Annotated in this window: 14 protein-coding genes; 8 read left to right on the top strand and 6 right to left on the bottom strand. The window is 72.5% G+C overall.

Going from position 1 to position 13,055, the window contains the following annotated elements:
• Positions 1-141: 141 nt before the first annotated feature.
• The 8 genes from ACFYTE_RS06675 (at position 142) to ACFYTE_RS06640 (ending at position 7,171) form a co-directional block, all read left to right on the top strand.
• Positions 142-363 (top strand): hypothetical protein, encoded by a 222-nt coding sequence (locus tag ACFYTE_RS06675; RefSeq protein ID WP_388705796.1) that lies wholly within the window; start codon positions 142-144, stop codon positions 361-363.
• A gap of 511 nt (positions 364-874) precedes the next feature.
• Positions 875-2,002, top strand: a complete 1,128-nt coding sequence (locus ACFYTE_RS06670) for a hypothetical protein (protein WP_388705795.1) — start codon at positions 875-877, stop codon at positions 2,000-2,002.
• Positions 2,003-2,617: 615 nt separating this feature from the next.
• Positions 2,618-2,902 (top strand): hypothetical protein, encoded by a 285-nt coding sequence (locus ACFYTE_RS06665; protein ID WP_388705792.1) that lies wholly within the window; start codon positions 2,618-2,620, stop codon positions 2,900-2,902.
• A gap of 520 nt (positions 2,903-3,422) precedes the next feature.
• On the top strand, positions 3,423-5,105 hold the full coding sequence (locus ACFYTE_RS06660; RefSeq protein ID WP_388705790.1) for an ATP-binding protein: 1,683 nt from the start codon (positions 3,423-3,425) through the stop codon (positions 5,103-5,105).
• Between the two features lie 49 nt (positions 5,106-5,154).
• Positions 5,155-5,583: a roadblock/LC7 domain-containing protein gene (locus ACFYTE_RS06655; protein ID WP_388705953.1), complete on the top strand. Its 429-nt coding sequence runs from the start codon at positions 5,155-5,157 to the stop codon at positions 5,581-5,583.
• Between the two features lie 2 nt (positions 5,584-5,585).
• The gene (locus ACFYTE_RS06650; protein ID WP_388705787.1) at positions 5,586-5,963 is read left to right on the top strand and encodes a DUF742 domain-containing protein; all 378 of its coding nucleotides are present in this window, start codon (positions 5,586-5,588) and stop codon (positions 5,961-5,963) included.
• Positions 5,941-6,543 carry an ATP/GTP-binding protein gene (locus ACFYTE_RS06645; protein ID WP_388705784.1) on the top strand — a complete coding sequence of 201 codons (603 nt, stop codon included), beginning with the start codon at positions 5,941-5,943 and terminating at the stop codon, positions 6,541-6,543. The genes ACFYTE_RS06650 and ACFYTE_RS06645 overlap by 23 nt, the downstream gene beginning before the upstream one ends.
• A 31-nt stretch (positions 6,544-6,574) precedes the next feature.
• On the top strand, positions 6,575-7,171 hold the full coding sequence (locus ACFYTE_RS06640) for a GAF domain-containing protein (RefSeq protein ID WP_388705783.1): 597 nt from the start codon (positions 6,575-6,577) through the stop codon (positions 7,169-7,171).
• Positions 7,172-7,264: 93 nt separating this feature from the next.
• Here the strand turns inward: ACFYTE_RS06640 and ACFYTE_RS06635 are convergent, their stop codons facing one another.
• The 6 genes from ACFYTE_RS06635 to ACFYTE_RS06610 form a co-directional block, all read right to left on the bottom strand.
• The gene (locus ACFYTE_RS06635; RefSeq protein WP_388705780.1) at positions 7,265-8,497 is read right to left on the bottom strand and encodes an acyl-CoA dehydrogenase family protein; all 1,233 of its coding nucleotides are present in this window, start codon (positions 8,495-8,497) and stop codon (positions 7,265-7,267) included.
• A gap of 384 nt (positions 8,498-8,881) precedes the next feature.
• Positions 8,882-9,403 (bottom strand): hypothetical protein, encoded by a 522-nt coding sequence (locus tag ACFYTE_RS06630; protein WP_388705778.1) that lies wholly within the window; start codon positions 9,401-9,403, stop codon positions 8,882-8,884.
• The gene (locus tag ACFYTE_RS06625) at positions 9,387-9,878 is read right to left on the bottom strand and encodes an RNA polymerase sigma factor (protein ID WP_388705775.1); all 492 of its coding nucleotides are present in this window, start codon (positions 9,876-9,878) and stop codon (positions 9,387-9,389) included. The genes ACFYTE_RS06630 and ACFYTE_RS06625 overlap by 17 nt, the downstream gene beginning before the upstream one ends.
• A 131-nt stretch (positions 9,879-10,009) precedes the next feature.
• Positions 10,010-10,630, bottom strand: coding sequence for a class F sortase (locus ACFYTE_RS06620; RefSeq protein ID WP_388705774.1), 621 nt, complete (start codon positions 10,628-10,630; stop codon positions 10,010-10,012).
• A complete protein-coding gene (locus ACFYTE_RS06615) occupies positions 10,627-11,004 on the bottom strand; it encodes a sortase-dependent protein (protein WP_388705771.1) in 378 nt (125 codons plus the stop codon). The genes ACFYTE_RS06620 and ACFYTE_RS06615 overlap by 4 nt, the downstream gene beginning before the upstream one ends.
• A 163-nt stretch (positions 11,005-11,167) precedes the next feature.
• Positions 11,168-12,937, bottom strand: a complete 1,770-nt coding sequence (locus ACFYTE_RS06610; protein ID WP_388705950.1) for a copper resistance CopC/CopD family protein — start codon at positions 12,935-12,937, stop codon at positions 11,168-11,170.
• Positions 12,938-13,055 lie beyond the last annotated feature (118 nt).

Raw genomic sequence — 13,055 nt, 5'->3', positions numbered from 1 at the left:
GGTTCGGCCTCCTCTGCGGCCGAACCGCCCGACCCCGCCCCTCTGCCGGCTCAGCTCGTGCCGGAGCGAAGTCCTACGATCAGCTGGCGCAACCCCAAAGAGTCAGCCACCGGCGCAGTTCGTAGGCGCATACTGGGGGCAATGACAAAGCCTGCTGCACCGAAGCGTCATTTGCCCACCAGCCCCTTCAAACCCCCGGTCACACCGGCTCCCAAGCACTTCGCCGTGGGTGACCAGGTCACCCACGACATGTACGGCCTCGGCCGGGTCATCGGCATCGAGGACGGAATCGCGGCGCTCGTGGATTTCGGCTCGGCGCAGATGCGGATCTTGAGCCCGTACACCAAGATGACCAAGCTGTAGGACCGCTGTGCCCGGTCACGGCACGCCAGGCCCCTTCGGGGACCTGCAACGAAAGCGAGACCTCCCATCGATCTGACGTCGCTGTTCTCCGCCCTGGAAGGGCAACCCCGCCGTGCCGCTCCAGCATCGCCGCCCCCGGCGACCAACCCCTTCCAGGCCCCGGACTTCGGGGAAGACGAGACCTTCCTGCTCCAGGATGTACAGGAGCCCGCCCCGGGCATGCGTGCCGCGCGACCCAGGGCGGCCTAGGTCCCCCGAGCGCGGTGGCTTCGGCAGCCGGCCCAGGGCCGTCTCCGGTGCCTCACGAGAATGAGAAGCCGAGCCGCGATGGCGACTCGGCTCCTCTGCGTTCCTCTGGTGGCGGTCGCGCTCGGCGTGCGTGGGGGGCTTCCGGTTGGCCGGGGGCTACAACCATCCGGGGGCACGGGTGGTCTGGCCCCGTAGCCGACCGGTCACACGCCGCACTCGGCTGACGGCAAGCCTTCTCTCCACCGCAAAGGAACGCTCACCGATGCTCACACGGCACCTCACGCGCACCGCGGTCGCCTCCTTGGCTCTCGCCTCCGTCCTGCTCACGGCCGGCGGAGCCGGCGCGGCGACGGAGCCCCGCTGGGAGGTCTCCCTCTCCGGCCCCGGCCCCGCCGAGTCCCTGATGTCCGTCTCCTCCGTCGGCGACGATCTCGCCTGGGCGGTCGGCAGGACGGGCGGCCAGGGCGTCATCATGCGCTGGGACGGCGCGAAGTGGAGCAAGGACACCGCTCCGGGGCTCCCCGAGGTCTGGCAGTGGTCGTCGGTCAGCGCCGTGTCCGCGGACGACGTCTGGGCCTACGGCACGGTGGAGCGGGACCAGGCGCTCGTGCACTACGACGGGCAGCGCTGGACCAGCGTGCCCACGGCCGGGCCCGCCGACGACTCCTGGCCGGAGGTGCCGATCGAGGCCGTACCCGGACGCCTCTTCAAGGGCGGCGACGCGCTCTACACCTACTCCGACGGCACGTGGCAGACCTTCGCGCTGCCGGACCTGGTCGACATCCGGGACATCGACGCCCTCTCGGCGAACGACGCCTACGCCACCGGCATGCAGTACCCGGTGGACGGGGGCCACCCGGTGACGTACCACTGGGACGGCACCACCTGGACGCTGATGGAGGAGCCCCCCGTGCGCACCGGCACGGACACCGCCAAGATCGCCGCCGTGGCACCGGACAGCGTCTACGTCGCCGGGTGGGCCGACGGATCCGATGCCGGGCCGCCCGTGCCGAGCGTCGCCCACTGGGACGGCACCGCGTGGAAGGACATCACGGGAGCACTCGCCGATCTCTACCTGCACGCGATCGCTCCCGACGGCCGCGGCGGGCTGTGGGTCACCGGCAACGACCAGACCGAGCCGACGCGTGCGGAGCCGGTCTTCTGGCACTTCGACGGCACCACGTGGACGAAGGAGGCCGGAGCGCTCGCGCCCGACGGCGACACCAGGTGGCCCTCCTACACCTTCTACGACCTGGCACCGGCCGACGGCACCGGTGACGTCTGGGCCGTCGGTGACTACTCCACCCCCATGGACGCGCACGGCGATCAGGCGATCCACGGTCTGATCGAGCGCTCCAGCACGCCTTCCGAGGCGTCGACCGGCAGCTGACGGTCCTTGCGGCCAGCCCGGTCGTGCGGCCCGCCGTGAGGCCCCTCAGGATGCCGGGGGCACGGCGCCGGGCGCCGGCCGTGGGCGCGTGCGGGTTCGCGTCCGGGGCCCTGTGCCGCGGCGCCGGGGCGCACCCGCATGCGGGGCGAGGGCACCGACCTGAGCTGCGACTCCGCCTCCGCCTTCGCGGGCAGTCGAGCAGCGGCACGCCGCCGCGCCCTGCCCGGCCTCGTCCGGAGCGGACGCCCCAGGCGCATCGCCCTGCGGCATCTGCCCGCAGGGCAGGGCAGGCGGCGCGTCCGCAGCCGGCGCCCGGCCGCCCTCGTCCGCGGGAACTCCCCGCTCCGGACCGTCACCCTCCGCATCGGACTTCACCTCAACGGGCGAAGGGGGCGCGGGGCCGCCCTTCCCGCCCGGAACCCCGCTGATCGCCGCTTTCCGGGCGGTGAACGGCCACTTGGGAGCGGCCTGGACCCAGGCCCGGGTTTTCCGGGGTGCGGGGTGCTCGGGTGGTCCGTTCAGCCGATCCGGTGTTACCTGGAGCGAGGGGATACACCGGTATGAGTGAGGACTCACCGGGGCAAAGGAGGCCGAAATATGCGCAGGAAACCGGTCATGCGAACCTTGGCCGCCGCTCTCCTCGCAGGCGGTGCGATCGTCGGAACGGGAGTGGCCGCCAGTCCGGCCTCGGCAGCGGTCCCTACGCACGGCGTCGCGTCGCTGTCGCACACCAGCCTGGTGACCGGCGGCGGATGCGGCTTCGGTGGCTTCAACCGCGGCTTCAGCCCATTCTGCGGGTACGGCGGGTACGGCGGCTACGGGTTCGGCGGCTACGGCTTCAGCCCGTACGGATACGGCTACGGCTACGGCAACTCTCCCGTGGTGATCGTCGTACGGTGACCCGCTGACGGCGAGGAAGCCACAGGCACCGACACAGCAGCGAGAAGGGAAGCGGAGGCTCCGGCCGAAACAGGCCGGAGCCTCCGTCGTGCTCCGGGGGCAACAGCGCGTCGGCCGCGGGGAGTTGCGGACGGTCCTGAATGCGGTCCCGGAAGCGGAGATTCACGAACCTTTCACGGACGCGCGTCTCCGCTGTGCTAGGGAGTATCCGTGCCTTGTTTTGGCCGGTCACGGTGCCCTATCCGTGATGCGGGGATTACGTCACAAGAACGAGATTGGCGTAGGGTAGCTGTCCTATTAACTGTCTGATTCCATACCGGAGTTGACAGTTGGTCCGCGCTGTGCGCCGCGTGTCCCCAACTGCATGACCGAGAGGACTCCGATGCCCGAAACCCCGCCCTATGCAGTGAGTTCGGAGCCCGGCCGGGTGACGGCGCCGCCCTCGGCGCGGAACAGACATGCCCGGCCGCCGACACAGGACGCGCCGACAGATTCGGCCATTCGTTCCCACCGCTCGCCCATGGTCCGGCTCGCGGTGGTGCCGGCGGCGCTGATGGCGCTGCTGGCCGCCGTCGTCGTGCTCTTCGTGCTGCGCAGCCAGGAGGGTACCGCCGACGCGGCCACCTGGGGCGTGCTCACCGCCGCCGCCGTTCTCGGCTGCGGCGTGCTGGCCGGAGCCGGGTACGCCGGCCGCGCCGAGAGCCGTTCGGTGTCGCGGCAGTACGAGTCGCTGCGCCGTACCGTCGCCGCGGGCCAGGCCGACCTGCAGGACGTGCTGCGCCGGCTGGAGCAGGGCGAGCAGGTGGAGCAGCAGCCGTTCACCCACCAGGCCCCGCCGCGCAGCGACGCGCTCGGCCGGCTCGCGTACGAGATCAACGTCAGCATGTGGCAGGCCAGGACGGCGGTCGCACGCACGGCGCAGTTCACCCGCGGCTCCTCGCCGGACAGCGAGGAGAAGGTCGAGGTCTTCGTCAACCTCGCCCGGCGCCTTCAGTCGCTCGTGCACCGCGCGATCAACATGCTCGACCAGTTGGAGAACGAGGTCGAGGACCCGGAGCTGCTCAAGGGCCTCTTCCACGTCGACCACCTGGCCACCCGCATCCGCCGGCACGCGGAGAACGTCGCCGTGCTCGGCGGCTCGGTCTCCCGCCGGCAGTGGACCCGCCCGGTGACCCTGACCGAGGTGCTGCGGTCGTCCATCGCGGAGGTCGAGCACTACTCGCGGGTCAAGCTGGTGCCGCCGATCGAGGGCACGCTGCGCGGCCACGCCGTCGCCGACGTCATCCACCTGCTGGCCGAACTCGTCGAGAACGCCACGATGTTCTCCGAGCCGCACGCCCAAGTCCTGCTGCGCGCCCAGCGGGTGACCGCCGGGCTGGCCGTCGAGGTCGAGGACCGCGGTCTGGGCATGCCCCTGCAGGAGCAGACGCGGATCAACACGCTGCTCGCCGAGCCGGACCGCATCGACCTCAGCAAGCTGCTCGCCGACGGCCGTATCGGCCTGTACGTGGTGTCCGCGCTGGCCCGCCGGCACGGCATCGCGGTCCGGCTGCAGAGCAACATCTACGGCGGGGTCCAGGCCATCCTGGTGATCCCGCGCGGGCTGATCGGCGACGAGGAGGTCGAGGCCCCCGCCCAGGCCGTCGCCGAGGTGCCCGCGCAGACGCATGTCCCGCCGGCCCAGATGCCGCAGGCCCAGGTCCCGCAGGCCCAACTGCCGCAGGCCCAGGTCCCGCAAGCCCAGGTCCCGCAGGCCCAGCTGCCGCAGGCCCGGGTCCCCGGGGCGCAGATGCCCCCCACGCACAGGGCCGCGCCCCAGGGGCACCCGGCCCAGGTGCCGCCCGCCCAGTACCAGGCCGTGCAGGCGGCACCCGCCCAGCAGCCCGCCCTGCGGCAGCCGCTGCCGCAGGCCCGGACCGCCGCGCCCGCGCCCGCACAGCCGTACTCGCGGGGCGCGGGTGCCCCGGCGGCACCCCACGACCATGGTTCCCCGCACGGTGGGAACACCCAGAACGACCGGCCGCGGCTGCCGCAGCGCCGCGCACAGGAGCACCTGGTACCGGAACTGCGCAACGGTCCCGCCCCCCGCCGGGACGACGAGCGGGAGGTGGAGCACGATCCTGGACTGATGGCCAGCTTCCAGCGCGGAGTCAGCCTCGCTGATCATGAACCCGACGAGCCTCCCACCGACAGCCCTCGCTGACCGCAGGCTCCGTACTTGTAACGAGGAGAAGAACGTCACCGTGAGCGACATGCATGCCGGCCAGTCGAAGAATCTGGACTGGCTCCTGGCCGGCCTCGTCCAGCGGGTCCCCTACACCCGCAGTGCCCTTTTGCTGTCTTCCGACGGGCTGGCGAAGGCCTACGACGGGCTCGACACAGTTGCCGAAGCAGAACACCTGGCCGCCCTGGCGTCCGGCCTCCACTCGCTGGCCCGCAGCGCGGGCATGCAGTTCGCGCAGGGGGCCGACGTACGGCAGGTGGTGGTGGAGCTGGACACCGTGCTGCTGTTCGTGTGCGCGGCGGGCTCCGGCGCCTGCCTGGCCGTCCTCGCCGACCGGGAGGCCGACGCGGCGGTGCTCGGCTACGAGATGGCCATGCTGGTCAAGAGCGTCCGCCCGTACCTGTCCACGCCCGCCCGCCAGCAGGCGGCGGGCGCGTCGATGGATCCGGGGCGCTGAGCATGACGGACGCGGAGGACGGGTCGTGGCTCGATGACGAGGCCGGGCGGTTAGTACGGCCGTACACCGTCAGCAACGGGCGCACCCGGCCCTCGGCCCACTTCGACCTGCTGACCATGGTGATGGCCACCGGCACCCGGCCGCAGTCGTATCTCGGCCCGGACTACGACCAGGTCCTCGCGCTGTGCGACGCACCCATGTCGGTGGCCGAGGTGGCCGCCCATCTGCGGCTGCCGGCCGTCATCACCAAAGTTCTGCTCTCCGACCTCGTGACGCACAGGGCGCTCACCACGCGGGCGCCCCGCGTCGTAGAGGCGGCCTCCCCGACCGATCGAAACCTCCTGGAGGCGGTGCTGCATGGCCTTCGCAAGCGGCTCTGACCCCTTTCCGACCGCCCTGAAGATCCTCATCGCCGGGGGCTTCGGGGTCGGCAAGACCACCCTCGTCGGAGCGGTCAGCGAGATCGAGCCGCTGAGCACCGAGGAGTTGCTGACGAGTGTCAGCGCCCGCACGGACAGCCTGGTGGGCATCGAGGACAAGTCGACCACGACCGTGGCGATGGACTTCGGCCGCATCACGCTGAATCCGGACAACGTTCTGTATCTGTTCGGCACGCCCGGGCAGGAACGCTTCTGGTTCATGTGGGACGAGCTGTCCAACGGGGCGCTGGGCGCGGTCGTGCTCGCGGACACCCGGCGACTCGACCACTGTTTCGCCGCCGTCGACTTCTTCGAGCGGCGCGGCATCGGGTTCATCGTGGCCGTCAACGAGTTCGACGGCGCCTACCGCTACGACGCCGAAGAGGTGCGCGCGGCCCTCGACCTCAAGCCCGACGTCCCCGTCGTGACGTGCGACGCACGGCAGTGCAACTCCGGAACCCGCGTGTTGATCGCCCTCGTCCAGCACCTGCTCGCCTCGACTCCCGGCATCTCGCCCGCGGACCTTAACCCGTCGCGCTGAGGCCAGCTCACCGCGACCGAATGGAGCCTGCATGTCAGCCCCGGTTCCCTACAACACCCCGTTCGACCCGACCGGCCATCTGCTGCTGACCCCGGAGGACCGGGACGCGCCCGCCCGGGTGGCCCGGCTGCGCGAACTCGGCATCGGGGAGACCCCCGTGCCGGAGTTCGACGAGTTCGCGCGCAATCTGGCGCATGTCACCGGCGCGCCGTTCTCGATGGTCAACTTCATCGACGAGAACCGGCAGTACTTCGCCGGTCTGTACGCCGCCGGCCGGCCGGGCGTGCAGCTGGAGGCGGCGCCGCAGCAGCAGCCCCAGGTCGGCCGGACGATGACGCGCGACCAGGGCTACTGCCCGCATGTCGTCGTGCGCAAGAAGGCGCTCGTGCTGGAGGACGTCTGCGACTATCCGCGGTTCGCCGGGAACCGCGTCGTGGACGAGATCGGCATCCGCTCGTACATGGGCGCGCCGCTCATCGACTGGAAGACCGGGATGGCCCTGGGCACGATCTGCGTCGTGGACACGGACACCCACCCGTGGGGGCGGGACGGCCTGACCACCATCAAGTCGATGGCCCAGCAACTGGTCGACCGGATCCACGAGTTGGAGAGCCGGGGCGGGATCTGAGCCGCCGCGGGGCGGGCGCCCCGCATGCGGTGGGGCCCTGGGCCGATGCGCGGGAGCCGCGGGCACGACGCTGTGTCCGTGGCTCCCGGTCGTTCAGCTCAGGCCCGCCGTCTCCAGCTGTCCCAGCCGGCGGCGCGGCTCGACGGTGCGGACGAGACCGGACAGCCGCTCGGACCACTGGCCCTTGGCCGTGCCCAGGGCGACCTCGCCGAGCCGCAGCAACTGGATGTCCGAGGTGCCCGCGGGGGCGTAGATGTGGTGCGCGTCCCGCAGATAGCGCTCGACCGGGCGGTCGGTGAACAGGCCGCTCGCCGCGTGGATCTCCATGGCGTCGCGGGCCGATTCGACGGCCGACTCATGATTGAGGAACTTGGCGTTCATCAGCTCGGAGTCGCACGGCAGCCCCTGGTCGAGCAGGTGCACGGCGTGGTAGGCGGCCAGCCTCGCCGTCATCAGCCGTGACTTCATCCTGCCCAGCCTGAGTTTGATGCTGTTCAGTTTGGCGAGCGGTGCGCCGTACCGCTCGCGCTTGATGCACAGCGCTGTGGTCTCCTCGAAGGCCGCCTGGTGGATGCCGAGCGAGACCGCGGTGAGGTTGGGCCGCCCGTACAGCACGCTCGACGAGTAGGCGACGGCCAGGCCCTGGCCCTCTCCGCCGAGCAGATTGGCCGCCGGCACCCGGCAGTTGTCGAAGACGAGTTCACCGAAGCTGAATCCGTGCAGGCCCATGGCGGGCCGGAGCGGGGCGAGCGAGAAGCCCGGGCGGTCGGACTCGACGAGGAAGGCGGACAGCCCCTTCGAGCCCTCACCGGTGCGGACGACCACTCCGTGCACATCGCCGACGTGGCTGTTGCCGACGAAGACCTTGCGGCCGTTGAGGATGTAGTCGTCGCCGTCGCGGACGGCGGTGCTGCCCATGCCGAGGACATGGCCGCCCGATTCCGGTTCGGTGACCGCGATCGTCGGCAGGCAGTCGCCGGCCGCGATGCGCGGCAGCCAGGTCCGCCGTTGCAGCGCGTTGCCGAAGTGGATGATTTTGGCGACGCCGAGCTGGGAGGCTTGCGCCATGGCTCCCATGGCCCCGCAGACACGGGCGAGTTCCTCGATGATGATGGTCTTGGCCAGGTGCCCGGCCCCCATCCCGCCGTACTCCCTGCCGATGGTCACGCCGATCCAGCCCTGCCGGGCTATGAGCTTGGACAGCTCGTGCGAGACCGTCCTGGAAGCCTCCATCTCAGGAATCCGCGGGCGTACCTCCCGCTCGGCGAACTCCCGTACGCGATGCCGTAGATCCTCATGCCATCCGCTGGTGAAATAGCGTTCCACAACCCCTCCAACACGCTGCCTCCGTGTCCGGCTGGATCCGAAGGTCGTTCGTAGGCAGTGGTTCCTCGCCCCAGGCTGACCGCCCAAAGAATTGTCTACTTATCGATCCATCTCAGCCAAGATCAACCAGTGATGTTGACCGAAATACGGCATCTTGCGCTCCGTCTCATGGGTGCGATACGGGAGACCACCTGCTCCCGACCCCACACACTACGGAGAGATACCAACCGAGCGTGAACAGGGGTTACCTGATCTGGACACAGGCCTGCCCACCAGGCAATTGCCTGGCGGGCAGGAGGCGTTGCCCGACGACAATCGGTCACGGCGGGGCTGGCTGATAAGAGAACCGGCTCCGCTTTCCCGGCGCCGGTCCAACGACGCAGATCAGCCAAAGTTGCGGCGCGGGGCGGACCGGGTGGCGTCCGTCGGGGTGGGGACGCCTCGGCTCGCGCGCGACGAGGGTGCGGTGGGCGCGACGTCCGTCTGCGACGACGAAGGGGCGGCGGTGGTGGTCGGCACGCTGCTCGGCGCGCCGTCGGCACCCCGGGACAGGCGGCCGGGGCCCGGAGTCGGGGACTCCCGGACCGCCGACGGCATCGGCCTCGGGGACACGGGCGGGGACGTCGGCGGCGCGGTCGGGGGCGGCGGCGCGAGCGGCACCGTCGGGCGGGCGGGGGCGGGGGCGGCCGGTGCCGACAGGTGCAGGGGCAGCGCGACGAGGGCGGCCACCGCACAGGTCAGGGCGGCGCCGGCCGCGGCGCGCAGCAGCTTGCGGCGGGCCGCGGCCCGGCGGATCGCCTCGTAGCGGCCGGGGGGCGGGCCGAGATGCTCGGCCGGGGGACGCAGGACCACCAGGAGGGGGTCGTCGGGCGCGAACTCCGGGTCTCCGTCAAAGCGTGTGGTCAAGGCTTCTCCTCAGATGGACGCGGAGCAGTTCCCGGGCCGCGTGCAGGTCGGCCTTGACGGTTCCTTCCTTGCGCCCGGTCAGCACGGACACCTCCCGGATCGGCATGTCAGCGTAGTAGTGGAGGAGGATCGGGACGCGCAGCCGTTCCGGCAGGGACTGCACCAGGAGGCGTACCGACGGGTCCGGGGCCTCGGCGTGCGGGCGGACGGCGGCCTCCGTGGTCACCCGGCGCACGGCCCTGCGCTCGCGTTCCAGCCGGCGCCAGTGGTCGCGGACGATGTTGGCCGCGGTGACGTAGAGGAAGCCGCGGGGCTCGTCCACGGACGTCCAGCGGGCCCAGAGCCGGGTGAACGCCTCGGAGGCGATCTCGTGGGCCGTCTCGTCGTCGTCGACGAGACGGCGGCACCAGCCGGCGAGACGCGGGTACAGGGCGGCGAACAGTTCGGACGCTGCCTTGTCGCGGGACCGTTTCAACGCTCTCCAGGTTCGTCATGCCTCGGGGGCGCAGGTGGGGGGCATGCGGGGGCCGGGCACGGCGGCACCCGTGGGGAAGGATGCCGGGCCCGCGGTGCGCGTTCCGCGGACCCGGCCCGCATCCCGCCGGGTCAGGAACCGGTGCCGCTCAGCGCGGCGAAGACGATCACGTTGTCCTGGTAGCCGTCGCCGGTGTGCGGGCCGCCGCAGGTGATGAGGCGCATCTCGGGCCGGTTCACGTCTCCGTAGACCTCGTCGGCCGGGAAGTCCGCCTTGGCGACGGTCCGCACCCGGGTGACGGCGAACTCCGCCCGGGTGCCGTTCTCCAGGCGTGCCGTGATCGTCTCGCCGGGCCGCAGCCGTCCCAGGTGCCGGAAGACTCCGTCGCCGTAGGCGCCGACCGTGACATGGCCGAGAATGACCGACGGCCCGACCTGGCCCGGTGTCGGCGAGTGCCGGTACCAGCCCGCGCGGTCGTGCGCGCTGACCGGCGGCACCTGCACGCTGCGGTCCGCCGCCAGCCCCAGGTGCAGGAGCGGGGTGTCCACGTCGATGGCCGGGATCAGCAGCCGGACCGGGACCGAACGGGCGAGCGGGCGCGGCGCGGCTCCCGTACCCGTCGAGGCCGGTGCCCCGCCCCGCTCGCTCCCCCGGGCCGCGGGCGCGGCCGGCCGCTCCGTCCGGCCGCCGCAGCCGGCGAGCAGCGTCGCCAGCGCCGCGGCGGCGAACGCACGCCGGGAGGGCGGGGTCATGCCCCGGTGGTCCCGGCCGCCCGCCGACGACGTACGACGAAGACCGCCCCGCCGGCCGCGACGAGGGCCGCGGCGGCGCCCCCGCCGACCAGCCCGGCCTGGGAGCCGGACCCGGCGGACGGCGCCGTCACCCCGGTGTCGGGCGCGCCCTCGGGCACCACGGAGACCTGCCCGCGGTCCGGCGCCCGGGTCGGTTCGGCGCTCGACACGCGGGAGGGCACCGGGCTCGGCTCGGACGGCTGGTCGGTGGGGGCGGTGGTGGCGGCCCTGGTCGGGACCGGGGAGGGTGCCGTCCCGTCGGCGAACGCGGGTGCGGTGCCCGCCAGCACGGCGGTGCACGCGAGGGCCATGACACTCAGGACAGTTCGGCGCATCGGATCGCTCTCTTTCGTCTCTTCGCCCGGTGGTCGACGGGCGGTCAAATCAAGCGAAGAGACGACACACCTCAACCCCGGGTTGTAAAGAACAGGCAAAGCCAAGAGGGGAGGCATCCAATGACACCACGCCCCCACCCCGCCCGCCCGGTCGGTCAAGCCGTCACGGAGTGACCCGGATGGGGTGCGTCACCGTCACCTGGTCCAGATCCGACGCCCGGACCGTCACCTTCATCGTCCAGGTGCCGGGGATGGGCAGGTTGAGGGAGCCGGTGCCCCAATAGCCGCCCAGGTCGGAGACCTTGGCGTCGATCGGGCCGATCCGCTGGGCGGGCAGGGTGAAGGAGAGCCGCAGTTCGGGGACGGTGGACAGCCCCCCGTCGGGTCCGAACACGACGGCCTGCACGGAGGTTCGGCCCACCCGGCCGGGGTCCAGCGTGACCTGCACCTTGCCGCGCGCGCCGCCGATGGTGAAGGGCACCGTCGTGACGGACGCGGCCGGTATGTCGGTCGCCGGTGCCGCCGCCGCGGCCTCGGCCGCCGCACGGCCCGGCAGGGTGCCGGTCAGCACGGTGGTGAGCCCCAGCACCACGACTCCGACGGCCGCTTCGGCGAGCACGGACCGGCGCAGCGCACGGCGGTCCGGCTCCGGGGCGGCCGGCCCGTCCCCGGCGGGCGGGCGGGTCGGACCGTCCGCCCGCTCCGCCCGCGGACGGGACGGCGGACCACCGACTCGCTCGGGCACCGGCTCGGGCACCCGCTCCTGCCGGGCCTCGGCCCCCGCCGGCACCAGCCGCGCGGTCCACCGCCGGGACCGGCCGGCCACGGCCAGCAGCAGCGCCACCGCCGCCAGCTTGGCGACCAGGATCCGGCCGTACGACGTGCCGCTGAGCGCCTCCCAGGAGCCGAGGCCGCGCCAGGACTGGTAGACGCCGGTGCCGACCAGGACGGCCACGGCGGCGAAGGCCAGCCGCGAGAACCGGACGACCACGGCCGCCGGTACATCGTCCGGGACCCGGTACAGCGTGGTCAGCAGGGCCGCAAGGCCGCCCAGCCAGACCCCCGTGGCCAGCAGGTGCAGCACGGACGAGGCCATCGCCAGGGGCACCTGGATGCCGGCGGAGGCGTGCTCGGCCGCCGCCCAGGTCAGTGCCAGCGCGACGGCGAGCACGGTGCCCGCCGCGAGCACCGCACGTGAACGCCGCCGCAGCCGCGTGAGCAGCGCTCCGGCGACGAGCAGCAGCGCGAGCCGGGCCAGCAGGGCGAGCCCCGGACGGCTCGTGGCGGTACGGGTCAGCTCCGAGGGGTCGAGGGCGGCGGCCGGGCCGGTGCCCGCCTCGTACGGGCCGCGCAGCACGAGCAGGACCGCGGTGGCGGCGACCAGGGTCCACCAGCCCGCCGCGACCACGCGCCGCAGCCGTCCGGGGTGCGGCGGCCGGCAGCAGGCGAGGAACGTCAGGGCGCCGACGAGCAGGGCGAAGCCGAGGTAGGCGGCGTAGCGGGCGGTGCCGTGGAGGCCGCCGGTGACGGGGTCCCCGTCGGGTCCTTCGGGCACGGACACCGTGGTCGGGGAGGGTTTGCCGACGGAGAAGGTGAAGGCGCCGGCGATCGGGTGGCTGTCGGCCGAGACGACCCGCCAGGCCACGGTGAAGGTGCCGGTGCCGAGCCCGTCCGGCAGGCTCACCCGGGCCGTGTCGGAGCGGCCGGGCGCGTGCCGGGCCTCGCCGGTGGCGACCCGCCGGTTGGCCGGGTCGTACACGCGCAGGGAGTCGTCGAGCAGGCCGACGGACTCGGTGAAGGTCAGGGTGATGTGCCGGGGGGCGGACGCGACGACGCCGCCGTCGTCCGGGTCGGTGCCGCGCAGGGCGGCGTGCGCCGAGGCGGGGGCCGCCCCGCCGAGCAGCAGCAGGCCCAGCACGGCGCCCAGCACCATCAGTCTGTGCAGTCGCCGGTTCTCCGACCGGTCGTCACCGCGCTGCTCGCCCACGTCACCGCTCCGTGTTCGGGATCACGTGCTCTGGGATACGTACGCACGAGCCGCCCGCCGTGCT

Source organism: Streptomyces sp. NPDC004629 (assembly GCF_042873595.1).
In the GTDB taxonomy this organism is placed as follows: Bacteria; Actinomycetota; Actinomycetes; order Streptomycetales; family Streptomycetaceae; genus Streptomyces.
The sequence above is the reverse complement of the archived record's forward strand: the minus strand, read 5'-3'. Positions and strand labels throughout refer to the sequence as shown.